The following is a 25,486-nucleotide window of genomic DNA, read 5'->3' on the forward strand; positions in this document are numbered from 1 at the left end:
CATCTTAGGGGGCCGACGGCAAAACGCCAACGCCGTGTCATGCCGATGACGCCAGGCCGAGAAAGGCCTGGATCAGGCGCAACTCGCGGCGCCGCTCCAGGCAACCGAGCATGTGCTGGTTGACCAGCCCTGGCCCCTCTATGGGCCGGGCCACCACCCGCGGATCGTGGCTGGTCTCCATCGACGAGACGATACCCAGCCCCAGCTGCGCGGCCACCGCCTCGGTCACCGCTTCGCGGCTGTCGAGCTCCAGCAGCACCCGTGGCTGCACCCCGGCCCGGGCACAGGCCTGGTCGAAGGTGCGCCGGGTGATCGAGCCGGGTTCGCGCAGCACCATGATCTGCTGGTCCAGTTCGGCAAGGGGCAACTCGGGGCGGCTGGCCCAGCGATGGCCGGCCGGCAGCAAGGCACAGATACGCGACGACCCCAGGGCCTGCAGGTGCAGGCCCTTGCGCGGTTCGACCTCGGTCAGCACGGCCACGTCGGCGTGCTCGGACAGCAGCGCCGCCAGGGTTTCCTGGGCATTGCCCAGGCGCAGGTTGACCGTGATGCCGGGGTAGCGCACGCGCAGCTGGGCCAGCATCGGCATGACCTGGTGTGGCCCGTCGGCGGCAACTTCCAGGCGCCCGGTAAGCAACTGGCGGTTGGCTTCGAGCATCACCTGCGCCTCCTCGGCCAGGCCGAACATCGCGCGGGTGATGGCGGCCAGGCGGGTGCCCTCCTCGGTCAGCTCCACACGCCGCGCAGTGCGCCGCAGCAGGGTGATCTGGTAATGCTCCTCGAGTGCCTTGATGTGCCCGGTGACCGCTGGCTGGCTGATGAACAGGCGCGCAGCAGCGCGAGTAAAGCTGCCCTCGCGGGCCACCGCATCGAAAGCGCGAAGCTGGAACAGGTTCATATCTATCGGCCTGACTTATGGTTGGCATAAAGACAAACAATTTGATTGATGAAGCGCGCAATTGCAACGTAGGCACCGTAGTTTCAGCCCACCGCTTGCGAGGAGCATCGCCATGACCCACACCCCCGTCCTGCTGACGCCGGGCCCCCTGACCACCTCGGCACGCACGCGGCAGGCGATGATGCTCGACTGGGGCTCATGGGACCGCGAATTCAACACCTTGACCGCCAACCTGTGCCAGCAGTTGCTGAGCATCGTCAATGGCCACGCCAGCCACCACTGCGTGCCCCTGCAAGGCAGCGGAACCTTCGCCGTGGAGGCGGCCATCGGCACGCTGGTGCCCCGTGACGGCAAGGTGCTGGTACTGGTCAACGGCGCCTATGGCCAGCGCCTGGCCAGGATCTGCCAGGTGCTGGGCCGCGCATTCACCACCTTCGAGACCGCCGAAGACCAGCCCACCACCGCCGCCGATGTCCAACGCCTGATCCGCGCCGATGCCAGCATTACCCACGTGGCGCTGATTCACTGCGAAACCAGTACCGGCATCCTCAACCCGCTGGCGCAGATCGCCCAGGTCGTCGCCGATCACGGCAAGCGCCTGATCATCGACGCCATGAGCTCGTTCGGCGCCCTGCCGATCGACGCGGCCCAGGTGCCTTTCGACGCCCTGATCGCGGCGTCCGGCAAGTGCCTCGAAGGCGTACCGGGCATGGGCTTCGTGTTCACCGACAAGGCCGCACTGGCTGGCGCCGAGGGCAACTCGCCGTCGCTGGCCTTGGACCTGCATGACCAGCATACCTACATGGCCCGCACCGGCCAGTGGCGCTTCACCCCGCCCACCCACGTGGTGGCGGCGCTGCACGAGGCCCTGCTGCAGTACCACGAGCAGGGCGGCCTGGCGGCGCGCCACCAGCGCTATGCAAGCAACTGCAAGACCCTGCTCGACGGCATGGCGGCCATCGGCTTGCGCAGCTTTCTGCCCGCCGCCATCCAGGCCCCGATCATCGTCACCTTCCACGCCCCGCGTGACCCGCGCTACCAGTTCGCGGACTTCTACGAACGGGTCAAGGCCAAGGGGTTCATCCTCTATCCCGGCAAGCTGACCCAGGTCGAGACATTCCGCGTGGGCTGCATCGGCTGCGTCGGCCCCCACGAGATGCGCGCCGCGATCCAGGCCGTGGCCGATGCGCTGCGGGAAATGGAAGTGCTGCACATCTGATTCCGTTTTATCCCCCTTTTCTGCGGTATACCGAACAAGGAACGCAATGATGAACTACAGCAACCCCACACAGCTGCAAGCGGCCATTCTCGACTGGGCCGGAACCGTGGTCGACTTTGGCTCGTTCGCCCCCACGCAGATCTTCGTCGAGGCCTTTGCCGAATTCGATGTACAGGTGTCCATCGAGGAGGCCCGCGGCCCCATGGGCATGGGCAAGTGGGACCATATCCGCACGCTGTGCGACCAGCCGCAGATTGCCGAGCGCTATCGCGCGGTGTTCGGCCGCGTGCCGAGCGATGATGACGTGACGGCGCTCTACAACCGCTTCATGCCGCTGCAGATCGAAAAGATCGCCACCCATTCGGCGCTGATCCCCGGCGCACTGCAGACCATCAGCGCCCTGCGCCGGCAGGGCCTGAAGATCGGTTCGTGCTCCGGCTATCCGAAGGTGGTGATGGACAAGGTGGTGGAACTGGCCGGGCGCAATGGCTATGTCGCCGACCATGTGGTGGCCACCGACCAGACCCCCAACGGTCGCCCGTGGCCGGCCCAGGCGCTGGCCAACGTGATTGCGCTGGGTATCGACGATGTGGCGGCGTGCGTGAAGGTGGACGACACCGTACCTGGCATTCTGGAAGGGCGTCGTGCCGGCATGTGGACCGTGGCGCTGGTGTGCTCGGGCAACGCGCTGGGGCTGACCCATGAAGGTTACCTGGCGCTGGATGCCGAGCAACTGGCCAGCGAGCGTGCGCGCATTCATGCGCTGTTCGAAGGGTCACGCCCGCACTACCTGATCGACACCATCAATGACCTGCCGCAGGTGGTGGAGGATATCAATCGGCGTTTGGCGCAGGGTGAGATGCCGCAGGGGGTGTAGACCGCGTTGGGGCTTTCGCCGGCAAGGCCGGCTCCTACGTCCGGCAAGGCGGCTCCTGCAGGCCAGGAGCCGCCCTCGCCAGCCAAGGGCGCGCCTGGGCCCTATGCCAGGTGCCGCGCCACCCACGCCGCATAACTGTCGATGAAGCTCTGCAGAAACGGCCGGGTCTTCTCCGAAAGCTTGCCATGCTCGTCGAACAGCGTCGCCGCCCCACCCACATAGGCCTCTGGCTGCTGCATGCAGGGCACATCGAGAAACACCAGGGACTGGCGCAGGTGGTGGTTGGCACCAAAGCCCCCCACCGCCCCCGGCGACACACTGATCACCGCCCCCGGCTTCTTGCTGAACACGCTCTGCCCATACGGGCGCGAGCCGACGTCGATGGCATTCTTGAGCACCCCGGGCACCGAGCGGTTGTACTCGGGGGTCACGAACAGCACCGCGTCGCTGGCACGCACCTTGTCGCGAAAGGCCTTGTAGGCTGCCGGTGGGTCGGTGTCGATATCCTCGTTGTACAACGCCAGCTCGCCAATTTCGACGATACCCAGCTTGAGGCTGGCCGGTGCCAGCTCTGCAAGCGCCCTGGCGACCTTGCGGTTGATCGACTCCTTGCGCAAGCTGCCTACCAACACCGCAACCGAATAGACCTGGCTCATGACCACGCTCCAACCTGATCGACATAGAGAAGTGGTAGTTATAGACGCTACGGCGCGGCCCACAGGTTTTTTTCCAGGGGGACTAAACTTCCCAGGCAAAACAGTGGTCTATGGCCCATAGAGAACATTTCAGAGGGCACACGCCAAATGACAGCAGTACTGGTCGGACAATTTCATGCTCGGGATGCTGAAGGACGCATCTACCCCGTTCATGAATTTCAGGAAGCCACCCTGCAGGCCGATGGAAGTGCCGACTCCTTGCCGATCACCAGCTATCGCCTGGCCATCGGCGATCGGGTCAACCACCTGGGCGAGGATCGCTTCGAGCTGGTACAGAGCGGCGTGGAGATCACCCGTATCCCCTGACGCACCGCGCGGCCCGAGCAATCCGGCCGCGCCCTTTGCTTCAGGCAAACAAAAAGGGCGACCCTTGCGGGTCGCCCTTTTTGTGTTACCGCCAGCAGGGGCGGTGATGTTTGGTAGGCACAATTGGATTCGAACCAACGACCCCCACCATGTCAAGGTGGTGCTCTAACCAACTGAGCTATGTGCCTGCTGCGGAGCGCATTCTACTCAGGTTCAAGCCCCCTCGTAAAGCGAAATGTACAAAAAAATCAGCAGCTTTGCCGCGCCCATGAAAACGGCCCAAACGAAAAAGGCGACCCTCTCGGATCGCCTTTTTCGTGTACCGCCAGCAGGGGCGGTGATGTTTGGTAGGCACAATTGGATTCGAACCAACGACCCCCACCATGTCAAGGTGGTGCTCTAACCAACTGAGCTATGTGCCTGCTGTGAGGCGGCATTCTACGCAATCGACGCAGCGTGTCAATACTTTTTTTCACGCTAAGCCACTGAATACTAATATTTTTTACCCCAGCCCGGGTTTGCGCGATTTTTACCGTCTGGCTGGCGGGTGTTTATTATTGTTGATACGATCTGCACAATCGTAAAAAATATAGAACATACAACTACAAACCCTGAGGTGCCCGCACATGGCCAACACCCCCTACCCCCAGTCGTATTACGCCGCATCGGCCAACCCCGTCCCGCAGCGCCCGAGCCTGCAGGAAGAAGTACAGACCGACGTCTGCGTGATCGGTGCGGGTTACACCGGCCTGTCCAGTGCCCTGTTCCTGCTCGAGAACGGTTTCAGCGTCACCGTGCTTGAAGCCGCCAAGGTCGGCTTCGGTGCCTCTGGCCGCAACGGCGGTCAGATCGTCAACAGCTACAGCCGCGACATCGACGTGATCGAACGTACCGTCGGCCCCAAACAGGCACAGCTGCTCGGCCAGATGGCCTTCGAGGGCGGGCGCATCATCCGCGAGCGCGTGGCCAAGTACAACATCCAGTGCGACCTGAAGGACGGTGGCGTGTTCGCCGCCCTGACCAAAAAGCAGATGGGCCACCTGGAATCCCAGCAACGCCTGTGGGAACGCTACGGCCACACCCAGCTGGAACTGATGGACCAGCGCCGCATCCGTGAAGTGGTCGCCTGCGACAGCTACATCGGCGGCATGCTAGACATGAGCGGCGGCCATATCCACCCGCTCAACCTGGCCCTGGGCGAAGCCGCCGCAGTGGAATCGCTGGGTGGCAAGATTTACGAACAGTCCCCGGCCATCCGCATCGAGCGCGGTGCCAACCCGGTCGTGCATACCCCGCAGGGCAAGGTGCGCGCCAAGTTCATCATCGTGGCGGGCAACGCCTACCTGGGCAACCTGGTACCGGAGCTGGCCGCCAAGTCGATGCCATGCGGTACTCAGGTGATCACCACCGAGCCGCTGAGCGAAGAGCTGGCACGTACCCTGCTGCCGCAGGACTACTGCGTGGAAGACTGCAACTACCTGCTCGACTACTACCGCCTGACCGGCGACAACCGCCTGATCTTCGGCGGTGGCGTGGTATACGGCGCGCGTGACCCGGCCAACATCGAGGCGATCATCCGCCCGAAAATGCTCAAGGCCTTCCCGCAGCTCAAGGACGTGAAGATCGACTACGCCTGGACCGGCAACTTCCTGCTGACCCTGTCGCGCCTGCCGCAGGTAGGTCGCCTGGGCGACAACATCTACTACTCCCAGGGCTGCAGCGGCCACGGCGTCACCTACACCCACCTGGCCGGCAAGGTGCTGGCCGAGGCCCTGCGCGGCCAGGCCGAGCGTTTCGACGCCTTCGCCGAACTGCCGCACTACCCGTTCCCGGGTGGCCAGATGCTGCGCGTACCGTTCAGTGCCCTGGGCGCGTGGTACTACAGCCTGCGCGACCGCCTGGGCGTGTAAGCCGGCAACCCCGGGCCGTCACTGCCCCACGGCATTGACGGCCTGGCGGGCCGCCTGCTCCTGGCCTGCCTGGGCCAGTTCATTGGCGGCCTTGAGCCAGCGCTGGCGGTCCACCTGGGCCGGCAGTTGGCCGGGCGGCTGCACCAGCACCGCCCAGCTCCCCTCCTTCTTCCAGGCTGCGGCGAAATCGTCGAAGTCCATCAGCAACCGCCGATTGTTGCCCGCACGCAGCAGCACCCGCGACTTGTAGCGGTCATAGCCCACCAGCAGGGCATAGCGCGGCTCGCTCCAGAACGCCGAACCTTCCTGATAGCGCAACAGCACCGGATTGCCCGCAGCCACCTGGGTCAGCAACGCCGGCAGGGTGCCGTCGAGCGTGTACACCACCATGCCGTACTGGCGTGCCACGGTCGCTACCGAGACCTGCAGCCTGTCGACACCTTGTGGCAGTTGCAAGGGCCCTTCGAGCAGGCCGGGGGTGATGCGCACCCCCTGCTGCGAGAGGATCGCGGCCAGCGCCATCGGCGCGCTCTGGTTGGCGTTACCACGGTAGAACGGCACCGCGCCCAGTTCCACGCGCTGGGGCAGGCTGTTGAGCTGGGATGAAGGCTGGCTGGCGCAACCGGCCAGGCTGGCGGCCAGCAGGCAAGCCAGCAGCAGACGGTGGGACACGCGACGTTTGGGGGCGGTGGGCAACATGGACACTCGCTTGTGCTGATGCCGGGCAGACGACGCCCGGCCCTGGCTTGCGATCATAGGCTGGCGCAGGCCTGCGGTATAGCCCGCGGCACGCTTAGAGCGAACTGAACCAAGGCGCTGGACCACTGGTCAACCGTCTGTCACAGACGATGGGCTAGACTGAGCTTGTGTCCGAATGGCGAGTGCAGCTTGCCCAGTCGAAGGAGGCACGCAATGAGTCTGACGATGGGAATCTTTCTGTTGATAGGCACGTGGCTGGTGGTAGCCGCAGCCATGCTCTGGGGGGTGTTGCGCATCGCGCGCCGCCACCATCTGCACCATCCGCAGCCGACCAGGGCTGCATCCGAGGCACAGCGGCACGCTCGCCGCCACGCTAACGCGCACTGACGCGACACTGCATAACAACCTTCGCCGACAACGCCGGCGTCTGCAGGTGCGTCCTGCAGAGCCGACGTCGCTGGCGAAGCGGTCAGTCAGGTTTCGCTTGCAGCGCCTCGCGCCGCTCGCGAGCCCGGCGCGACATGATGTTGAGCACCTCGATCGCGGTGGAGAACGCCATCGCCGCATACACATAACCCTTGGGCACATGGGCACCGAAGCCTTCGGCGATCAGGGTCATGCCGATCATGATCAGGAAGCCCAGGGCCAGCATCACCACGGTAGGGTTGTCGTTGATGAACCGGGCCAGCGGGTCGGCGGCCACCAGCATCACGATCACCGCACTGATCACCGCGATGATCATGATCGGCAAGTGCTCGGTCATGCCCACGGCCGTGATGATGCTGTCGATCGAGAACACGATGTCCAGTACCAGGATCTGCCCGATCGCCGCGGCAAAGCCCAGGGTCACGGTAGACGACGCCTTGGTCTCTTCCTTGGCACGCGGGTCGACGCTGTGGTGAATCTCGGACGTCGCCTTCCACAGCAGGAACAGGCCACCGGCGATCAGGATCATGTCCTTCCACGAGAAGGCATGGCCGAACACGTCCACCACCGGCTCGGTAAGCTGCACGATCCACGCCACGGTGCTGAGCAGGCCCAGGCGCATCACCAGCGCCATGCTGATACCGATGCGCCGTGCCTTGGAGCGGAACTGCTCAGGCAGCTTGTTGGTGAGAATCGAGATGAAGATCAGGTTGTCGATGCCCAGCACGATCTCCATGGCCACCAGGGTAGCCAGGGCCACCCAGGCGGTCGGGCTTGCAGCAAGTTCCAACAGGTATTCCATGAATCAATCCTGAATCAGTGTGGGTAAAAAATCAGATTTCCCGGGCGCTGTCGTCGCGCTCGGGTTTGTCCTGGGCCTCATCGGGCTTTTTCGCCAGGGGCGAACCGGTCGCGTCGCTGAGCGCCTGCTGGGCGGCATCGTTGGTCTTGTCGATCGCTTCCTTGGCCGACTGGGCAGCCTGGTTGAGCATCTGCTGGGCAGATTTTTCCGCCTGCTCGCAACCGCTCATGGCCAGCAGCGCCAGCGCCATCACCAGGGGTGTGCCAATCGATTTGAAATACAGCATGGGTTCCTCTCTGAAGGTCTTGCCTTGATAGCGACGCATTCTAAAGAGACTGAAACATCCGGAAAATTCGTATTTTCAGCAGTTATACTTCGGTTTTTACGAATCGGAGATGCACATGCTCAACTACCGACAACTGCATTACTTCTGGGTCGTGGCCAAGACCGGCAGCATCGTGCGTGCCGGCGAGCAGCTCAATCTCACCCCGCAGACCATCAGCGGGCAGATCAGCCTGCTTGAGCATAGCTACGGTATCGAATTGTTTCGCCGTGTGGGACGCCAGCTCGAACTGACCGAGACCGGGCGCCAGGCCCTGTCCTACGCCGAGCAGATTTTCCAGATTGGCGGCGAACTGGAAGCAGTGCTGCGCGCCCAGCCCGATGAGCAGCAGATTCTGTTTCGCGTGGGGGTGGCCGACGTGGTGCCCAAGTCGATCGTGTACCGGCTGCTGGCGCCGACCATGGAGCTGCCCGACCCGCTGCGCCTGACCTGCCGCGAGGACAAGCTCGAACGCCTGCTGGCAGATTTGGCAGTACAGCGCCTGGACATGGTGATCTCCGACAGCCCGATGCCCAGCCATCTGGACATCAAGGGCTACAGCCAGAAGCTCGGGGAGTGCGGCATCAGTTTCTTCGCCACCCCGGCACTGGCTGCCCTGCATCCGGCGCCCTTTCCTGTCGGCCTGCAGCATGCACCGATGCTCATTCCCGGCCAGGAGACGGTGGTGCGCAGCCGGCTGCTGCGCTGGTTCGCCGAGCAACAGTTGCAGCCGCGCATCGTCGGCGAATTCGATGACAGTGCGCTGATGCAGGCATTCGGGCAGTCGGGCAGCGGCATCTTCATCGCCCCCAGCGTGATCGCCGACGAGGTCTGCCGCCAGTACGGGGTGGAGTTGATCGGCCAGACCGATGCCGTCACCGAGTCGTTCTATGCCATTTCGGTAGAGCGCAAGGTCAAGCACCCGGGCATCGTCGCGATCACCGAAGGTGCCCGCCGCGAGCTGTTCAACTGGCCTGCGCCCTGAGAGACACACGGCACCGACATCACATCCCGGGCCTAAACATTCCACGGCCCGAACCGTCGATAGAAGGACGCGCCGACGCATCGCGACAACACGCCCCACCTACCGCCAGGCAGTGTGCTGCGGTCAGGGCCCGCGTGCTGTGCTAAAGTCCCGCCCCTTTCGCCGCAGGGCTTGCCCGCGGCATGCCTTTGCTACGCTATCCGGGCCTCCCGGACCTTGCACAAGAACGAGAAACACCTGTCATGACCCCACTTCTGAACCTGTTGAACCGTACCAGTCTGGTACTGCAGATCGTGATCGGCCTGGTGGCCGGCATTGCCGTGGCGCTGCTCTGGCCAGCCGCCGCGCTGAACCTGGCATTTATCGGCAAGGTATTTGTCAGTGCACTCAAGGCGGTGGCACCCATTCTGGTGTTCATCCTGGTGATGGCTTCCATCGCCAACCACAGGCACGGCCAGGAAACCCATATCCGCCCTATTCTGGTGCTCTATCTTTTCGGCACCTTTTCCGCAGCGGTAGTGGCGGTGGTCGCCAGCATGCTGTTCCCCTCCCAGCTGGTGCTGGCCACTCATGATGTGGCGATGAGCCCGCCTGGTGGCATCAGCGAAGTGCTGCAAGGCCTGCTGCTGAGCGTGGTGGCCAACCCGGTGACCGCGCTGATGGAGGCCAACTTCATCGGTATCCTGGCCTGGGCGATCGCCCTGGGCGTGGCTATCCGACATGCCGGTGAAACCACCCGCACCGTGGTCGACGACCTGTCCAAGGGCGTAACGCTGATCGTGCGCATGGTCATCCGTTTCGCGCCTCTGGGGATCTTCGGCCTGGTGGCTGCGACCCTGGCCGAATCCGGCCTGGGGGCCCTGCTGGGCTACCTGCACCTGCTGGTGGTGCTGATCGGCTGCATGCTGTTCGTGGCGCTGGTGATGAACCCGCTGATCGTGTACTGGAAAATCCGTCGCAACCCATTCCCGCTGACGCTGCTGTGCCTGCGCGAAAGCGGCATCACCGCGTTCTTCACCCGCAGCTCGGCCGCCAACATTCCGGTCAACCTGGCCCTGAGCGAAAAGCTCGGGCTGCATGAAGACACCTACTCGGTGTCGATCCCGCTGGGTGCGACCATCAACATGGCCGGCGCGGCCATCACCATCACCGTGCTGACCCTGGCGGCGGTGCATACCCTGGGCATCAGCGTCGACCTGCCCACGGCCATCCTGCTCAGCGTGGTCGCCGCCGTGTGCGCATGCGGCGCCTCGGGTGTGGCGGGCGGCTCGCTGCTGCTGATTCCGCTGGCGTGCGGCCTGTTCGGCATTCCCAGCGAGGTGGCCATGCAGGTGGTGGCGGTAGGCTTCATCATCGGTATCCTGCAGGACTCCGCCGAAACGGCGCTCAATTCGTCCACCGACGTGCTGTTCACGGCCGCCGCGTGCGAGGCCGAGGAACGCCAGGCGAGCTGATCCTGGCAGGCATGAAAAAGCCCGACAAGGCGTCGACCTTGCCGGGCTTTTTCATGCCTGGGTAATCAGAACGCGCCCATGTAGTCGCGCTTGCCGATTTCCACGCCATTGTGGCGCAGGATGGCGTAGGCCGTGGTCACGTGGAAGAAGAACTGCGGCAGGCCGTAGGTCAGCAGGTAGCTCTGGCCGGTGAAGCGTTTTTCTTTCGGCGTACCCGGGCGGGTGATGATCTCGATGCCTTCCTTGCCGTCGATCTGCTTCGCCTCGATCTGCTCGACAAAGGCCAACACCTTGGCGATCAGCGCCTGCAGCTCGGCAAAGGTGGTTTCAGTGTCGTCGTACTTGGGCAGTTCGACCTCGGCCAGGCGGGCCGAAACCCCCTTGGCGAAGTCCACCGCAATCTGCACCTGGCGAACCAGCGGGAACATGTCGGGGTACAGGCGCGCCTGCAGGAAGACATTGGCGTCGATATTCTTCGCCTCGGCGTGCGCCTGGGCCTTGCCCAGCACATCGCTCAGGGCATTGAGCATCTGCTTGAAAACGGGAACAGAGGCGGCGTACAGAGAAATGGTCATGACAGTCTCGCTGGGTGATGGATTGAGCGTGGCCGATTATAGACACGCTTGGCGGCGCCCGGCGGCTTGTCTTTTATTCTGCAAGGATTAGGCTAGTTGCCTTCCACAGCATAGGGAACGCGCGATGAGCACTGAGTTGGACACCCCCGTTGACGAGCAACGCCTCGACAGCACGCAAATCCGTATCCTCGGCGCCTTGATCGAAAAGCAGGCCACCAGCCCCGAAACCTACCCCCTCACCCTCAACGCCGTGGTGCTGGCCTGCAACCAGAAGACCAGCCGCGAGCCGGTGATGAACCTGACCCAGGGCCAGGTCGGCCAGAGCCTGCGTGCCCTCGAAAGCCAGGGCCTGGCGCGCCTGCAGATGGGCAGCCGGGCCGACCGCTGGGAGCACCGCGTCGACAAGGCGCTGGAGCTGGTGCCGGCGCAACAGGTACTGCTGGGGCTGATGTTCCTGCGCGGGCCGCAGACGGTCAGCGAGCTGCTGACGCGCAGCAACCGCATGCATGAATTCGAGGATGCCGAACAGGTGCTGCATCAGCTGGAGCGCCTGGTAGCCCGGGGCTTTGCCCTGCACCTGCCGCGCCAGCCCGGCCAGCGCGAAGACCGCTACACCCATGCCTTCGGCGACCCGGCCGACATCGAAGCGATTCTGGCGGCACGCCAGCAAGGCGCGGAACGCCCTGTCGGCGGCGTGTCGGCCGAGCGCATCGAGGCACTGGAGGCGCGTATCGCGGCGCTGGAAGAACGCCTGGCGCAGCTGGAGTAGCCAGCTCGGCACAGGGTCGAGCAATGCTTTGCGGGAGCACGTTCAGCCGCTCCCGCTCACTGCCTGGCGCGAACCTGCCTGCAGGGCTCAATCGCCCCGCGCAAACGCCACCGCTTCGGCGATCTGCCGTGAATCGGGGCGCACCCCGGTATACAGCACGAACTGCTCCAGCGCCTGCAGCGCAATCACCTCCAGCCCGCTAACCACTGGTTTGCCAGCAGCCTGGGCGGCCACGATCAAGGGCGTCTGCGCCGGCATCGCCACCACGTCGAACACCGCCTGCGCCGCCTCGATCTGCTCGTGCTCGAAGGCCAGTTGCTGCGCCTCGGCCCCGCCCGCCATGCCGATCGGCGTCACGTTCACCAGCAACCGGGCCCGCACACCGTGTGGCTCGGCCTGCCAGCGATAGCCACAGGTGCGGGCCAGCCGCTCGCCGGCCTCGCGATTGCGCGCAACGATCGTGCCGTCGCTGAAACCGGCATCGCGCAGCGCGCACGCCACCGCCTTGGCCATGCCGCCGCTGCCGCGCAGCGCCACGCTCCATGCAGGGTCCAGGCGATGCTGGTGGATCAGTTGACGCACCGCCAGGTAGTCGGTGTTGAAGCCCTTGAGATGCCCCTGGGTGTTGACCAGCGTGTTCACCGAATCGATGGCCGCCGCCGAGGGGTCCAGTTCATCGAGCAACGCGATGCAGGCCTCCTTGAACGGCATCGACACACCGCACCCACGCACACCCAGCGCGCGAATGCCGGCCACGGCGGCCGGCAGGTCGGTGGTGGTCATGGCCTTGTAGTAGTAATCCAGCCCCAGCTGCTGGTACAGATGGTTATGAAAGCGCACGCCGAATGTACCCGGGCGCCCGGCCAGGGACATGCACAAAACGGTGTCTTTGCTGGGGGTCATCGATTGGCTCCTGAAAACGGCTGGGGCACCAGTATGCACTCACTGCCCACCGAACCGTTGATCGGGGCTTACACAACCTTTACTCAACGCCCGTGCCATTTTTCCGGGGGCTGCGGTCTTATGGGTATCCCCGCGCCACGTCTTGGGTGTCTCGACAGCACCAGCGCCGGGGCTGCAAACCGAGGAGTCTTCATGAACCGTCACATCCCGAGAATCGCCCTGCTGGTTGGCGCCCTGGCCGTCTGCGGGCAAGCGGCCGCCCACGGTGGTGGCGGCGGCTGGCACGGCGGTGCCGGCCCGGTGCTTGGCGCGGCCGTCGTCGGTGCCGTGGTGGGTGCGGTGGTGTCCGGCAACCACGACCGTACCGTCTACGTCGAGCGCCAGCCGGCCTACTACGGTCCCCCGCCGGTGTATGTCCAGGCCCCGCCGCCGCCGGTGTACTACCAGCCGTACCCGCCGTATCCGGTTGTGGAGCGCTACGTACCGGTGCCGCCGCCGTATTACCGCGAGCGCTACTACGGCCCGCCACCGGTGTACTACGGACCGCCCCGCTGGTAGCACCGGCCCTGCGCCCTGCCTGCGGGCAGGGCGCAGGCTGTCGGGGAAACCGCCCGCATTGGCTTGATCGCCGTTCAGGCCTAGGCTGGCAAACCCTCACAGCCTGACCCCAGGAGTTCGCATGACCGCTGAAAAAGGATTTCCAGCCCCGCTCGACCCAGCCCAACACCCCCTTGCCGCCGCGCAACAGATGACCCTGGCGATCATCCTCAGCGGCCAGTACAAGCTGCCACAGACGCCCGCCAAGGCGGCCGAGGCAGGCCACGAGCTGCTCAAGGCCGTCACCGCCGGCTACCTCAAGTCCCGCTAAGGTCCCGCTCGGCTGGTTCGGCACGCCGATCCAGCCGCTGCAAACGAAGCCCAGGGTTAAATAAATTTCATAGTTCGCCCAATGTTTACGGGGCAATCGACACAGACTCGACCATACTCCTAGTAGTTAATTTGAGTTATCCCGTGTTCTTCAAGTGGCTTAACCCCAATGAAAACGGGGCAGTCAGCCACTTGAGGCACCCTGAAATACGCAGCGCTCCGCATCGATTGGTACAAAAATTGGTACGCGGCGCTCACCCTTCTCCGGCGTTCTGCCGACTAAAATCTAATCTCCTGAAACACCATCATAGGCCTGCTCGCAGGTCACCCCCCTTCCCCGGCTTTGATCAGCATCTGCCGCCAGATATCCCGCTCTTTCATCAGCGCGCTTGAGCACGTCGGCAAGCACCAGGGCGACACGGGAAGCTGCCGCGCTTGCGGCGGCAGTGCAGGAATGGCCGCCGGCCGGACTTGCGGCACGGCTGGCTGTTCGATCGGCCGCGTCCCGCAGGCTGAGATCAGCGCGAGCAGTGGCAGCATCAGCCACCGCACGGTCAATGATTTTCTGTCCATCCAGAATCACCTTGTTCATTTGTTGTTGGTGGGCCTGCTCCTTGGTCCGCTCTGCGGCCTCGGCCAGGGCCCAAGCCTGTTTGTCCCCGGCATCGCGCGCAGCCCACCTGCTCTGCCACTCGGCGTCCATCGTCGTGCGCCCATGTTCATAGGCCCCCCAGTACGACGCCAGCAACAGCAGCAAGGCTGTCGCGCGCCAGGCCCAGCCGTTCACGCCAGCGCCCTGCGCACACCCTCGTCGATCACCGACGCCGAGTACGGGTTGCCGCCGTTCTCGTGCACGATGATGCCCAGCACGGTCTCGCGCAGGGTCCTGGGGTCGGCCATGTTGATCGAATCGCGCACTCCGACACCCAGGCGCTTGGCGATCGCTGCAGCGTAGGCCTGGGTATTGTTCTCGTTGCTGGGCGCCCAACGGCTGATGAACTCCAGTGGCGTATCGATGCCGGGCTTGCCGACGCCAGGGGTGCCGTCCTTGCCTCGGTAGTTGAGCAGCAGCTTGCCCAGGGCGCGGATGCCGTTCTCTGCGGTGTCGAACCGTGCAAACCGTGGCTTCGGAACACCCAGCTCCAGGCCGAGCTGGCCTTGCCAGGCGTTTCGTGGGTTGTAGTCGATGTTTCCGGGGTTGTTGTTACGCACGCCGCGCGGGAGCGATTGGGTCATGGGTTTTCTCCAGGCAATAAAAAACCCGCTCAAGGCGGGTATTGGTGTTCGGCCGGAATCAGGCCGGGGGCGCGGGCCAGTCGATTTCCGCGGGGTACCCAGGCTGCTCCGGCAAGCGGCTCAGTGCGACCCGGTACTTCTTCCAGGCCTTGAGCGAGGCGACCTCTGCATCAGTTGCATCGTCGATGTCGACGGCATCCTGCAACGGGGCAATCGCTGAATCGGCAGCGGCACGGCGGCTCGCCGCATCAGCCTGCACGGCACCGAGAAGCTGTGCAGCAGCGGCTTCTTGCTTCATCTCTGCCGTGACCATCTCACTCCAGTCGATTGCGCCGACACCTGCGGGCCAGCTCGCCGGCGCATCCGGCTGCGGGTCGCGGTCGGTGGGCAGTGGCACCCGGCCATCTGCTGGGCTGACGATGTCGACAGGGAAGCGCGATTGCTCACTCGCATCCGCGCCGTGCGGCAGCATGAGTGTCAGCACCAAGCCGCCACTGATCCGCTCGACTGGCGCAATCACGAACTCGCAGTCGACAGCCTCGGCAGGGAGCGTCGCGCCATCCGGTAATCGCGTGAAGTCAAATTCCACACCATTCACTTCCAGTATGTCGGCGGACCTGGCCACAACTAAGCCCAGATCAGAGCGTACAGGGGAAAGCTTGATGATCATTACCGCCACCTGCCTTTGATTTTGATGAAGTATGAAAAGCCGCCGATGGTGATCCCCGTAGTGTTGAAAATGTGTACCCTGGCGCTGCTCAACCCCGGGGCGGCGAACGGGAAGCCAACTGCGACACGTGCCGCGAGCCCAGTTGTACCGCTCGTTGCCAGCCCCGCCGATCCAGTGATCGTCGGTGTGCCAACAAACGTAGCCGGGTATGTCACAGAGATTTCGATGCCCGAGTTGTTGGGTATGGACTGCGAGTTTGAGCTCGTGATCCAGCCTTCGAGCGTTCCGTCTGCAAACTTCGTGTAGTCGCCGTTCGCATTGCTGCCTCGCTCTATGATCGCGCCGCCCACGGCACTCACTGTGCCGACCACGTCCGACGACGCGGCTGATTTCAGCCCGAGCGCTGTGCGGGCTTCAGCTGGGGTCTTTGCGCCAGTGCCACCTTTTGCCACCGGCACAACATCCTCTGTTGATACGGCGCCCAGCCCGGCTAGCGTGCCGCCCCATTGCTGGATTATCTGGCGCGCTTGATCTGCGAGCTGTTTCACGTACCCCTGTACCGGAACAAGCGCGTACGCCGCCCCTGTGGCCGTAGCACCAGAGTACGCGGGGAAGATCGAAAGCACTGTCGCGCTGGCAACGTTCGTTACTTCCCGCAAAATCCCGTCTGGCCCGATAAATGCGTCACCGACGCGCGAGTTTGCCGCGAAGTCTGCATTCACCCCGGTGACAGTTGTTGAGCCCTTTGTTACTGAAACTGTCCCTGCTCTGGACCAGGCCATGCGATTCTCCATTCAATAAAACCCGCCGTGTCGGGTCGTAGTTAATTTAAGAGCAACATTTCAAGTTCCTGGCAGCCGAGCAAAAACTGCAGCAGGCGCGCCAGGATCAATCCAGCCCGCAGTGAAACCAAACGAATACATCAGCAATGTATTGTTGGAGTAATCAAATGTCACACCAGATGGACTCCATAGAGTTTGCTGCGGTGCAAGCACCCCCCTGGAGAAAGGGTTGATCATATAGTACTCATCCACTGCCAATGTGCCGCTTAGCTGAGCACGGTAGTAGTTCGCACTACCATATGACGGAAATGGGACGTTGGCTTGGAAAGCCCACTGATTAGTGGCTTTCGTAAATATCACAGCTGCAGCGCCGCTATCGTAAATGATGTTGCTATTTTCGCCCCACATTCTAAGCCCCCAGTCAGCGGTTGATTGTGATGCGAAAACAGCCACAAACCACTTGCCCTGAGGTCGGTCATAGTTGTACATCGTCGAGACGTTGAAGCCTGTCCAGTTTCCCGGGGCGCCTGTGATCCCGAGCCCTGAATATATAATACTCGGTTGGTCTGGAGAGTTCCGGATAAACACACATGGTGGCTCAACTGTACCGACCGGCTGCGGGAAAACAATAGTTACATTGTTAGTTCCTGATGCCGAGTAAGCACCAGAATAAATGGCGCACAGGCGTGGGGTTTCTGAGTCAATTTGAACATAGCCTTTATCATTGGATACAATTAAGCCGAAGGTCAATTCGCGTACCTCATGACAAGAAGCCTAAATTCAATTTGTGAGTTGATACTCGTATCAGGCTCACGCGGATGCTTTGAATATATCTGTATAACGCCCGGCGCAACAAACTGATATGGCATCGCCTCCCTAGCAACATCCGCTGTCGCTATTGATGTTGGCAATATTACGGCCACACACTTTAGTGGATCGAACGATGCGATATTCACTGTCACAACAGCATTTCGGCCTGAGAGCTTATATGTTTGATTGTGAATGACTTGGTAAGTGAAGCTATCCGTATCCATTTCCAAGGCACCGCCGGCGCCCCACGTTCTTACACCGTAAGTCATTCTCTTAAGTCTCCGAGCTGCACGCGCTTCACACCGTTTGCATCCCATACCCGGTACGAGCGGTGCGTAATCATCGTTCTGCCCTGGCCAGCTACAGTGCCGTTGATCTCAAACGTCCCGTCTTTGTTCAGGCGCCACCCCTGCACGCCAGCAACATAGTTTGTCGACGCAATGAAGCTCCCGATCTTTGCGTTTGTGATCGTGCCATCCTGAATGAACGCCGCTTCGATGAACGTCTGTCCACCCTGGATTGCGAAGAAAGACACGGGCGCCCCATTGATGTCGTTCACGACCGCGAACCTGTCGGCATTGACGATGAACTGGCTTTGCAGTCCAGCTGGTCCGTTCTCGATGCCAAGCCCGATCCCGGCGACGACATACTTTCCTTGCGAGTTGAGCTGCATCTTCACTGCCCACATCGTCGACGCCCTGCCATCTGCGTCGACCTGTGCCTGGGCGACTGTCTGCACAGCCGTCGCCGTATCGGCCAGAGTTGCCTCAAGCGTTTCGGTTTTGCGCACGATCGCTTCGTCGCGAGACGCGCTTGCTCGCACCTCCACTCCGAAAGCTGCTGTCGCGTCCCACTGGTGCAGTGCGCCGGCCAGATCGCCTTCGGCATCGTCGTCGCGAGCAGAGGCGCGCAGGGCCTGCACGCTTTCTGCTGTCGCCGTGACCTTGCCATCCACTTCTGTGATCTTCGTCGTGTTCGTCTGCACCTGCTGCGCCAGGGCATTGGCCGTCTCGATCGACTGCCCCACGTCCAGCCAGAGGGCAACGTTGGGCGGCGCGTTGCCGCCCTCTGGATCTGCTGGTACGTCGTGCGCAGCCTGGTAGATCCGACCATCGACCACAACCATCTCGCCCTGGGTGTAGGCCAGTTCGGGTTCATAGGCCTTGAGCCCGTCAAGCGCATCGATCTGGTCCTGCAGGCCGTCGATCTTGTCGACGACTTCTTTGCCTAGCTGGCTCTCGCCGACCTTGCCGGTAAGAGCCTGCAGCATGGTGGTTATGTCGGTCGAGGTTGAGGCGATGACCTTGAGGAACCCGCTCACTCCATACGCGTTTCGAGCGCGGATGAAATAGAAGTAGTTGGTTGAGAAAGCAAGTGCCGTGTGGGTCATGCTGAACCCCTGCCCCAGGTACGCAGCCTGCTCAGCGGTCGCCAGCGGGTCCATGCTGAAGAAGTACTCGTAGGCTCCACCGTTCAGGCCGTGCTGTACGTTGCTCGGGAACAGCGTGATCGTGTCGATCGTCGCCTGAACCGCGCACGCCTCGGGCACTGCTGGGCCGTTGATGTTGACCGTAATGCTGGCTTCACCCGAGCGCGTCAGCGGCCCCAGGGCCGCAACACTCATCGTGTAGCTGCCCGACGGTAGGCCGGCCAGTGCCAGCTGGGTCGCCGGCGCCGGCACCTGGTGCGCCTGTACGGCGCGAGCGCCCTGCCGGACAGTCACGGCATAGCCATTGACGATGCCAAACGGTGGCAGCCAGCTCAGCACGCCCTGTGAGACCTCGGCGGTTTCGTGGGTGCTCCAGGCCAGGCCGGTAGGTGAGCCAAGCCCCCCGGTTGGCAGATTGATGAAGCCGATCGGATCGTAGGGCTTGCCCACGGCATCATCAAAAATCGCCGGTTCATACTGCGAGACAGTGACATTGCAGCCATCGTCCGGCGCCATGTTCCAGTCGGTCACGATGAACTCGCCGACGATGTTCAGCGAAGGCAGGTTCACCCTAACCACCCGTCCAGGCCGGCAGTTATAGCCGGTGAAGTTCATCGGGAGCTGCAGTGATCCGCCTGCGCGGGCGCGCCGAAGCTTGATGTTCGCCAGGCGCTGGGCCTGGTAGGCATCACTCACATAGCCCAGCGAGATCGATTCGGGCGCCTCTCCGCCATCCTCAACCACCCACTGCTGTACACGCACCTCCGGGAAGTCCGTCTCGGCCCAAGCTTGCGAAGGATCGATGAAGGTGCCCGTGACGATGTTGATTGCAGCGTCATTGGTCACCTCGGTCGAACCCGAGACCGTGCCGATGACCATGTCCTCGGTAATCTCGAAGTCTGCAGGGCCGTAGTAGGCCCCGGCCTGCAGCATCCACTTGCCGCCCACACGGATCAGCTGGCCGGCACACGACTCCTCCAGCTTCTGGATCACCTGGGTGCGCTGCTCGTCCGCGCCGATCACGCAGCCTGTGCGGTAGCGGGTGCCCAGCCTGCCATCAGCGTTGACCACCGCTTCGTCGCAGACGTTTGCAGCGCTGGCGAAGGTCTCGAAGATGATCTCGTCATCCGGCACCTTGCAGCGCTCACGCAGGTACCAGAGCAGGTGCAGCGCGGTGTTGTCGCTGTATCGCGCAATGCCGGTGCGCGGGTCGTACAGGTCGTTCCGCCCGCGTACGACAAAGCGCGCATCAGGAATGCCGGACGGGAATTTTTCGGGATCGTGCTTCAGCGATACGCGGACAAAGGACAGGCCTCGGCCGATCTGCGAGTCTCTCCAGTCCGGGCAGTTATCCTTGAGAAAGGCATTGACCTGGGTCGGATTGACTATCAGCTCGTAAGAGGCGTTCGCGCCGTAGGTGGAGATATCCTCCTCGCCCAAGTAGACAGCCTCCAGCGCATCAATGGCGCCTTCGCTCAACACGTAGACGAGGTGAATCCATTCGCCGCTACTCTGACTTCCCGCCTGCTCCTGAGCCCATACCAGCACACCACCAGTGCTGACCCGGCCCAGAATGAACCGTGCGGGCGCCTTGGACGAACGAACGGTCTGTGCGGACGGCTCACTGCTCGTGCCGCCCGCCTTAAGTGCAGCGCCCTGCTGAGAGCCAACAAACAGACCCACCGCGCCGCCGATCAGCGCAAAGCCAATGCCGCCGGTAACGAAGCCCAGCGCGGCACCGGCCGCGACGAGGGCGACTTTCTTGACTGCCTTGCTCATTCAACCCTCCAGACAGCAAGGGGGTCGCAAGCAATGCGCCCCACCCCATCCTCGGCCACCGACCAGAACTCGCCTGCCCAAAACACCGCCACGCCCCGGCCGTTCTCGCCGTCGTACATCGCCACATCACCGCGCTGGATGAACGCGGGATCGATGCGCTGAAAGCACGCATCCCAGGCAGCATCGAGCGAACCGTGGAGCTTCTTGAGCAAGCGCTTGGCGCCAGTCTCGGTGCGGTATCTGCCGCGGTACTGGGCGGCCGGGTCGACCCCGCAAACAGCAATCGCGACGTCGGCAGCAAACAGGCAGCAGTCAAATTCGCCCCATGAAAAAGGCCGCTCGGAGGCGGCCTTGATGGTGTTGGCAAGTTGTGTTGTCCAGTCTCGATTGCGCATGGGCTACTCGTACTTGAATGAGGGTGCGTCTTTGCTTGCGCCCCAATAGATGGGCCAGTCCGCCATCTGCGCGACGGCGAAGAAGAAGCGGTCGTCCTGGTACCGGGCCCGGTGGTTTTCGTCGGTCCAGCGCTCGGTGCCGGTGCGACTCCACTCGGCCATCCGGTCGACGACCGGCACCTTGATTGCGTTGCCGTCACTGCCGTTGCCGGCGTATGAGAACTGGGCCGCATCCATCCGGCCGCTGAAGAGAATGTCCGCTGCATACCCACCGGCCTGGTCGATCACGACGAACATGAGCTTGGCGTTGCGCCCACGGCAGCCTTTCAGGCTGGTCTCCGTGATGATCGTGGTGTCCAGGCCGTTGAGGGTGAGGTCGACGCTCATCGGCGAACCCGAGCTGCTGCTCTCCTGCGCCTCGCCGACTTCGCCAAACGAGCCGACACCCTGATAGGTGATGCCGTCGAGCACCAGGTCGCCGGTGCCGGTGTGGGCGAAGACGATGCCATCAGGGAAGTCCAGCTGGCAGGCGTACACCGCCATGAAGTTGCCTTGGGCGATGATGTCCACCACCCGCTGGCTGAAAGGGAATGCGCCCGCCATCAGAAAGCCTCCCGGAAATCGAGCGTGCCGTTGGCCACCAGCGGCCGCACGCTCAGTGCATGGGTGTCAGAGGTCCTGCGCATTTCGGCGTAGGGCGCCCTGTATTCAACCGCGGCGCCGGCCGCGATCGTCTTGCGAATCCGCTTGTTGAGGTTCACCAGCACCTGACCATTGGCGCCGGAAACGGCGTCATCGATGACCTCGAACATCTCGCCGGCGATCGTGATGTAGTCCCCCATGGAGAACACCTGCTTGTTCGCCGTGACGCCGCCCAGACGCATGAACGAGGCCTGGGCGGTGGCGGTGACGACGACCGGCGTGCCGATGAAGTCGGTGCGGGTACGGGTGAACGCCGGGAGGTTGAAGGTGCCGAACATGCCTTGCAGTCGCCCGATAAAGGCCGTCAGAAGGCGCTCCTCATCGCGAGAGAGCGCCGAGAACGTCAACTGGCACTGCCAGTAGGCCCCCGGGTATCCAACGATCTGCTGAGCGTTGGAGAGCGACGACGTGAAGGCACGGTTGTTGTAGACGACCCCCCACGTCATTTCATTCGGGCACAGGCCATCCGGCCATGCGATTGCCATGTACTTTTCTCCTGGTGGTCGGTCAGCCTTTGCGCAGTTGCTGCCGCGCCGGTCCGTTGCTGCGGAAATCCTTCAGGACCATCTGGTACCCGGCCTGGGCCCCCTGCTTGGCGGCCTCCTGGATCCGGGCAAGCGTGGCCTCATCAGCAGACCCCTGAACCGATATGTGCTGCTGGATCGGCGGCATAGCGCTCCACTGGCCCTGGCCGCCGTTGGCCTGGATATCGCTCAGGGTTCGGTCGAGCTTTGCACTGGTGCCGGCCGTGGTGACTCGCTCGCCCTTCTGCAGCAGCCAGGTGCCTTCGCGCGGGACGCTATCGATGCCGTCGTGCGCCATGCCCACCAGCGACAGGCTGCTGGCCAGCGCGGTGGTGCTGGTGAGCGCTGCGGATGCAGGTGCGGCGTTCGCGCCGAACGATGCCAGCGAGGCCATGGCCGCCGCCGGCGCGTAGGCCGCGGCCATCGACGTGCCGGTGACAGCTGCCACCGCAGCCGAGGAGGCGGCGGCCGTGTCACCGATAGCGGCGTTGACCGCCATCTGCAGGCCGATCTTCACCAGCATGTGCAGCAGGTCGTTCGCGATGCCCTCGGCAAAGGCGCTGAAGTTGAACTTGCCGGTCTTCACGAAGTTGACCAGTTCGTCTTCCAGGCTGCCCAGGGCATTGCTGGTGACGCTGTACATCTGCGACGACATGTCCTTGGCATTGTCGGAATAGTCCTGCCAGGCTGCGCGGGCGCCATCCGCCCAGTTGGATTCGGCGGCGTCGAGCTGGCTGTAGTAGTCCTGCTGGATGGCCAGGCGCTCGGTCAGTGCCTCCTCGAGCAGCGCGGTCTCCTTGTCGTAGCGAGATTTAGCGTCCGGGTCGCCGAGCAGGTCGGCCTCCTTGAACTGCTTGTACAGCTCGCTGCGCTGCTTCGCGAAGTCCTGCTCGATGGCGAGGTTTTCACGCAGGCGCCCGCGGAACTTCTCCCCTTGGCCAGCGCCAGCAATTTCCAGTTCAAAGCCCTGCCGAACGATGGTGTTGCTGTCCTTCAGGTTCGCCGCGTAGGTCGCGAGCTTGAGGTCTTCCTGGTTCTGCTTCTGGAGCTTGACCTTGGCGTCGAGCTCGGCGGCCAAGTCCTGCAGCACCTTCTTGCGCTCGGTGCTGACGCCCTTCAGCTTACCGGCCTCCAGCTCGAACGCGAGCTTGGCCACTTCGGTAGCCTTGCCCTGCTTGCCGGTGGTCTCGTCGATCAAGGCGATCTGCCGGCGGTAGCCTTCCTCGGCGTCGATGCCGCGCTTCCTCAGGGCGTCGGCTGCGGCCTTGGATTTGGACTTGGCGTCCTCCTCGGCCTTCTGGGTCGCTGCTGCGGCCTTGATTGCGACGTCGGCGCGCCGCTGGCCCGCCACCAGCAGGTCGCCCTCGCCGGCTTTCAGACCCTCGACCAGGCCCGCCTTGACGCGAGCTTCGAGCTTGTCGGCTTCCGTGCGCTTGCCGGCCAGCAAGATCTGCTCCTCGATCTTCTTGGCCATCTCGGTGTAGACCGCAGACCGCTCAGGCACTGTACCGGCGTTGGTTGCTGCTGCCGCGCTGTTGGCATTGAACTCATCGGTGAGACGCTTTACCAAGGTAGCCGCATATGATGCCTTCTCACCCGCGTCTGCCACGACGCCCGACTGCGCGACCCAGGCCTGCAGAGCTTCTGGCTTCAGTCGGAAGCGTCGAGAAAGGTCATCGATAACGAGCGACAGCGGCTGTCCAGCGGCATACGCCTCATCGAACTCCTTCTTGATGCGCGGAAACAGGGAACTGCCGAGGTCGCGGTTCACCCGCTTCATCAGCGTACTGTATGCATCCGCCTGGTCTTTGGTTGCCTGCTCGAAATCTGCAGTGTACTCGGCGAGCTGCGCAGCCTTTTGATCGCGACCCAGCGCCCTGAACTTTTCGGAGAGCTCATCAAGAGGTCTGCTGACATCAATGAGCGATTGCCGAGCATCGTCCGTTTTCATTGCGAAATAGGTCAGTGCTGTGCCGGCTGCAATCAGTATCCCTGCAGGACCGCCCAGAAGCGCCATTGAGGCGGAGGCTGCCCTGGCGGTGACGCTCATTGCAGTAATCCCGGCTGCAGCCGTCCTGCTCACTCCAGCCATTGTGGCAAGGGTTGCCTGATAACGGGCCGTGTCGTATTGAACCCTCACAAAAGAGGCGGCCGCAGTAGCGGCTGCCGCAGCCAATCGAACAGATAGCACGCCGGCCAGCACTACTGCGGCCTTTGCTGTGGCCTCCACAACCGCCTTGGCCTCGGGTGAGCCCAATACCTTGTTGAGGGCGTTGACGGCATCCTTGGCTGCATCCAGGCTGCCTTCACCGGTGAGAAGCCCAAAGATCGTGTGCTGCAAGGCGTCGAGGGCCCCGCCGAAAGTGTTCCTCGCTGCTGCAGCAGCCCCTGAGTACGACTCCTCCAGCGCATCCAGGATGATTCCTTGGGCACCGGCCACATTCCCTGTCGACTCCATCGCCAGAGCCATTTTTTTCTGCTCGTCGGTGAAGCGAAATCCCTGTTTGCTGAGAGAGGTGAGGCCCTTGGATGGAACGTCCAGCGCGCGGCCGATTGTCTCGGCGGCGTCTTTAACTGTTACCCCAGTTCGGGTCGCCATATCCGCGGCGGATTGCAGTGCGCGGTTGAACTGGTTTCCTACCACGCCGGTGAAGGCCAGCAGGGTTGTTTGGGCCTCATTGATGTCGCCGCCAGAAAACGTGGTCGCCCGCTCCATAGCGGCGGCCATGCCATTGAGCTGGTCGCGGTTGAACCCCGCCGACTCGCCAGTCGAACGAAGTACAGCGCCGAGCTGCGCCTGCTCCCGCTCAGCGTTTCTTGTTTCCGAGACGAAGCGCCCGAAGATGCTTGCAACCGACAGCCCGGCGACAACGCCTGCCGCAACCTCGCCCAGCGCGCTCCAGGCGAGCTTCGCTTGGTTTGCAGCGTCGGTCATCTCTTTGGAAGAAGTTTTGGCGGCCCTCGATGCCTTATCCATGGGCCCGGTAAATCCACCAATCCTTGCGATCAGGTCTAAGGTCAGCGTGCCAAGGGACCCTGCCATACATTTCTCCAGGCAAAAAAAAGCCCGCACGAGGCGGGCCATCGAGTTGCGTAAACTGCTTAAGGCTTTTCTTTTGCAGCCACGCTTGCATCGTGAGCGAAGAAGCAGGCATGTCTCGCCGCGCTCATCATTGCAGCGAACAAGACCGCATAAATAGCGGAAGCTACCGATCCAAATATCACAGGCCAGTTGATAACTTGCTTGCCCGCGGACAGGTAATCATTGACACCTGAAATGCCGACCATGCCGAAGTTATAGATGGATATGAAAGCTCCGATGGTTACCAGTACAGCCATTATCTTGGCGACTGCCACGCACAAATCCAAACCAACCCTGTTCATACGCCCTCCTATTGAAAGGGGCGAATCTACCACTACTCTACACAAGC

The 25,486-nt window shown here is 62.8% G+C and carries 28 protein-coding genes and 2 tRNA genes; 10 read left to right on the forward strand and 20 right to left on the reverse strand.

Annotated features, from left to right (window positions below):
* Positions 1 to 37 precede the first annotated feature (37 nt).
* Complete coding sequence (locus V9K84_RS11730; protein WP_054915716.1) at positions 38 to 898, reverse strand: LysR substrate-binding domain-containing protein; 861 nt, start codon at positions 896 to 898, stop codon at positions 38 to 40.
* A gap of 112 nt (positions 899 to 1,010) precedes the next feature.
* On the opposite strand from V9K84_RS11730, the gene V9K84_RS11735 reads away from it, so the two are divergent.
* Together V9K84_RS11735 and phnX are read left to right on the forward strand one after the other, a co-directional pair.
* A complete protein-coding gene (locus V9K84_RS11735) occupies positions 1,011 to 2,117 on the forward strand; it encodes a 2-aminoethylphosphonate--pyruvate transaminase (RefSeq protein WP_088515694.1) in 1,107 nt (368 codons plus the stop codon).
* A 49-nt stretch (positions 2,118 to 2,166) separates the two neighbouring features.
* On the forward strand, positions 2,167 to 2,994 hold the full coding sequence (gene phnX, locus V9K84_RS11740) for a phosphonoacetaldehyde hydrolase (protein WP_043859678.1): 828 nt from the start codon (positions 2,167 to 2,169) through the stop codon (positions 2,992 to 2,994).
* A gap of 101 nt (positions 2,995 to 3,095) precedes the next feature.
* Here phnX and V9K84_RS11745 read toward each other — a convergent pair whose 3' ends face one another.
* Positions 3,096 to 3,650 carry an NAD(P)H-dependent oxidoreductase gene (locus V9K84_RS11745; protein ID WP_043859679.1) on the reverse strand — a complete coding sequence of 185 codons (555 nt, stop codon included), beginning with the start codon at positions 3,648 to 3,650 and terminating at the stop codon, positions 3,096 to 3,098.
* Positions 3,651 to 3,797: 147 nt separating this feature from the next.
* Between V9K84_RS11745 and V9K84_RS11750 the strand changes: the two genes are divergently transcribed.
* Entirely contained in the window at positions 3,798 to 4,016 is a 219-nt protein-coding gene (locus tag V9K84_RS11750) for a hypothetical protein (protein WP_043859680.1), read from the forward strand.
* Between the two features lie 111 nt (positions 4,017 to 4,127).
* On the opposite strand, the gene V9K84_RS11755 is transcribed toward V9K84_RS11750, so the two are convergent.
* Both V9K84_RS11755 and V9K84_RS11760 read right to left on the reverse strand, forming a co-directional pair.
* Positions 4,128 to 4,204: transfer RNA gene (locus tag V9K84_RS11755), tRNA-Val, on the reverse strand.
* A 157-nt stretch (positions 4,205 to 4,361) separates the two neighbouring features.
* Positions 4,362 to 4,438: transfer RNA gene (locus tag V9K84_RS11760), tRNA-Val, on the reverse strand.
* A 204-nt stretch (positions 4,439 to 4,642) separates the two neighbouring features.
* Here V9K84_RS11760 and V9K84_RS11765 point away from each other — a divergent pair.
* Positions 4,643 to 5,926 (forward strand): FAD-binding oxidoreductase, encoded by a 1,284-nt coding sequence (locus V9K84_RS11765; protein ID WP_043863032.1) that lies wholly within the window; start codon positions 4,643 to 4,645, stop codon positions 5,924 to 5,926.
* An 18-nt stretch (positions 5,927 to 5,944) separates the two neighbouring features.
* On the opposite strand, the gene V9K84_RS11770 is transcribed toward V9K84_RS11765, so the two are convergent.
* Positions 5,945 to 6,682 carry a peptidase C39 family protein gene (locus V9K84_RS11770; protein WP_088515693.1) on the reverse strand — a complete coding sequence of 246 codons (738 nt, stop codon included), beginning with the start codon at positions 6,680 to 6,682 and terminating at the stop codon, positions 5,945 to 5,947.
* Between the two features lie 156 nt (positions 6,683 to 6,838).
* Here V9K84_RS11770 and V9K84_RS11775 point away from each other — a divergent pair, with 156 nt between their 5' ends.
* Positions 6,839 to 7,012 carry a hypothetical protein gene (locus V9K84_RS11775; protein ID WP_167400240.1) on the forward strand — a complete coding sequence of 58 codons (174 nt, stop codon included), beginning with the start codon at positions 6,839 to 6,841 and terminating at the stop codon, positions 7,010 to 7,012.
* Positions 7,013 to 7,094: 82 nt separating this feature from the next.
* Here V9K84_RS11775 and V9K84_RS11780 read toward each other — a convergent pair whose 3' ends face one another.
* Positions 7,095 to 7,853 (reverse strand): TerC family protein, encoded by a 759-nt coding sequence (locus tag V9K84_RS11780; RefSeq protein ID WP_043863034.1) that lies wholly within the window; start codon positions 7,851 to 7,853, stop codon positions 7,095 to 7,097.
* A 31-nt stretch (positions 7,854 to 7,884) separates the two neighbouring features.
* On the reverse strand, positions 7,885 to 8,139 hold the full coding sequence (locus tag V9K84_RS11785; RefSeq protein ID WP_043863035.1) for a hypothetical protein: 255 nt from the start codon (positions 8,137 to 8,139) through the stop codon (positions 7,885 to 7,887).
* A gap of 115 nt (positions 8,140 to 8,254) precedes the next feature.
* Between V9K84_RS11785 and nhaR the strand changes: the two genes are divergently transcribed.
* Together nhaR and sstT are read left to right on the forward strand one after the other, a co-directional pair.
* A complete protein-coding gene (gene nhaR, locus V9K84_RS11790) occupies positions 8,255 to 9,160 on the forward strand; it encodes a transcriptional activator NhaR (RefSeq protein WP_088515710.1) in 906 nt (301 codons plus the stop codon).
* A 242-nt stretch (positions 9,161 to 9,402) separates the two neighbouring features.
* A complete protein-coding gene (gene sstT / locus V9K84_RS11795; RefSeq protein ID WP_088515692.1) occupies positions 9,403 to 10,614 on the forward strand; it encodes a serine/threonine transporter SstT in 1,212 nt (403 codons plus the stop codon).
* 65 nt (positions 10,615 to 10,679) lie between these two features.
* Here the strand turns inward: sstT and V9K84_RS11800 are convergent, their stop codons facing one another.
* Positions 10,680 to 11,189: a DUF1993 domain-containing protein gene (locus tag V9K84_RS11800; protein ID WP_043863037.1), complete on the reverse strand. Its 510-nt coding sequence runs from the start codon at positions 11,187 to 11,189 to the stop codon at positions 10,680 to 10,682.
* Positions 11,190 to 11,313: 124 nt separating this feature from the next.
* Here V9K84_RS11800 and V9K84_RS11805 point away from each other — a divergent pair, with 124 nt between their 5' ends.
* Positions 11,314 to 11,958, forward strand: coding sequence for a DUF480 domain-containing protein (locus tag V9K84_RS11805; protein WP_043863038.1), 645 nt, complete (start codon positions 11,314 to 11,316; stop codon positions 11,956 to 11,958).
* Between the two features lie 87 nt (positions 11,959 to 12,045).
* On the opposite strand, the gene V9K84_RS11810 is transcribed toward V9K84_RS11805, so the two are convergent.
* Positions 12,046 to 12,861: a shikimate 5-dehydrogenase gene (locus V9K84_RS11810; RefSeq protein WP_054915709.1), complete on the reverse strand. Its 816-nt coding sequence runs from the start codon at positions 12,859 to 12,861 to the stop codon at positions 12,046 to 12,048.
* Positions 12,862 to 13,053: 192 nt separating this feature from the next.
* Here V9K84_RS11810 and V9K84_RS11815 point away from each other — a divergent pair, with 192 nt between their 5' ends.
* Positions 13,054 to 13,419, forward strand: a complete 366-nt coding sequence (locus V9K84_RS11815) for a hypothetical protein (protein WP_054915708.1) — start codon at positions 13,054 to 13,056, stop codon at positions 13,417 to 13,419.
* A 121-nt stretch (positions 13,420 to 13,540) separates the two neighbouring features.
* Entirely contained in the window at positions 13,541 to 13,729 is a 189-nt protein-coding gene (locus tag V9K84_RS11820) for a hypothetical protein (RefSeq protein ID WP_043863041.1), read from the forward strand.
* A 285-nt stretch (positions 13,730 to 14,014) separates the two neighbouring features.
* Here the strand turns inward: V9K84_RS11820 and V9K84_RS11825 are convergent, their stop codons facing one another.
* The 11 genes from V9K84_RS11825 to V9K84_RS11875 all read right to left on the reverse strand — a co-directional run bounded on the left by V9K84_RS11825 (position 14,015) and on the right by V9K84_RS11875 (position 25,439).
* Positions 14,015 to 14,515, reverse strand: coding sequence for a DUF2514 family protein (locus V9K84_RS11825; protein ID WP_338794344.1), 501 nt, complete (start codon positions 14,513 to 14,515; stop codon positions 14,015 to 14,017).
* On the reverse strand, positions 14,512 to 14,964 hold the full coding sequence (locus tag V9K84_RS11830) for a structural protein P5 (protein ID WP_338794345.1): 453 nt from the start codon (positions 14,962 to 14,964) through the stop codon (positions 14,512 to 14,514). The genes V9K84_RS11825 and V9K84_RS11830 overlap by 4 nt, the downstream gene beginning before the upstream one ends.
* Positions 14,965 to 15,022: 58 nt before the next feature.
* Entirely contained in the window at positions 15,023 to 15,634 is a 612-nt protein-coding gene (locus V9K84_RS11835; RefSeq protein ID WP_338794346.1) for a tail fiber assembly protein, read from the reverse strand.
* On the reverse strand, positions 15,634 to 16,416 hold the full coding sequence (locus V9K84_RS11840) for a phage tail protein (protein ID WP_338794347.1): 783 nt from the start codon (positions 16,414 to 16,416) through the stop codon (positions 15,634 to 15,636). Before V9K84_RS11840 ends, V9K84_RS11835 begins: the two co-directional genes overlap by 1 nt.
* Positions 16,417 to 16,476: 60 nt before the next feature.
* A complete protein-coding gene (locus tag V9K84_RS11845; protein ID WP_254506186.1) occupies positions 16,477 to 17,166 on the reverse strand; it encodes a hypothetical protein in 690 nt (229 codons plus the stop codon).
* A gap of 325 nt (positions 17,167 to 17,491) precedes the next feature.
* On the reverse strand, positions 17,492 to 20,434 hold the full coding sequence (locus V9K84_RS11850; RefSeq protein ID WP_338794348.1) for a DUF1983 domain-containing protein: 2,943 nt from the start codon (positions 20,432 to 20,434) through the stop codon (positions 17,492 to 17,494).
* Positions 20,431 to 20,829: a hypothetical protein gene (locus V9K84_RS11855; RefSeq protein ID WP_338794349.1), complete on the reverse strand. Its 399-nt coding sequence runs from the start codon at positions 20,827 to 20,829 to the stop codon at positions 20,431 to 20,433. Before V9K84_RS11855 ends, V9K84_RS11850 begins: the two co-directional genes overlap by 4 nt.
* A 3-nt stretch (positions 20,830 to 20,832) precedes the next feature.
* On the reverse strand, positions 20,833 to 21,432 hold the full coding sequence (locus V9K84_RS11860; RefSeq protein WP_338794350.1) for a hypothetical protein: 600 nt from the start codon (positions 21,430 to 21,432) through the stop codon (positions 20,833 to 20,835).
* Positions 21,432 to 22,016 carry a hypothetical protein gene (locus V9K84_RS11865; protein ID WP_104572170.1) on the reverse strand — a complete coding sequence of 195 codons (585 nt, stop codon included), beginning with the start codon at positions 22,014 to 22,016 and terminating at the stop codon, positions 21,432 to 21,434. The genes V9K84_RS11860 and V9K84_RS11865 overlap by 1 nt, the downstream gene beginning before the upstream one ends.
* Before the next feature lie 22 nt (positions 22,017 to 22,038).
* On the reverse strand, positions 22,039 to 25,098 hold the full coding sequence (locus V9K84_RS11870) for a phage tail tape measure protein (RefSeq protein WP_338794351.1): 3,060 nt from the start codon (positions 25,096 to 25,098) through the stop codon (positions 22,039 to 22,041).
* A gap of 59 nt (positions 25,099 to 25,157) precedes the next feature.
* Complete coding sequence (locus tag V9K84_RS11875) at positions 25,158 to 25,439, reverse strand: hypothetical protein (protein WP_338794352.1); 282 nt, start codon at positions 25,437 to 25,439, stop codon at positions 25,158 to 25,160.
* Between the last annotated feature and the right edge of the window lie 47 nt (positions 25,440 to 25,486).

It is taken from the genome of Pseudomonas sp. AE27, assembly GCF_037113495.1.
GTDB classification, from domain to species: domain Bacteria; phylum Pseudomonadota; class Gammaproteobacteria; order Pseudomonadales; family Pseudomonadaceae; genus Aquipseudomonas; species Aquipseudomonas palmensis.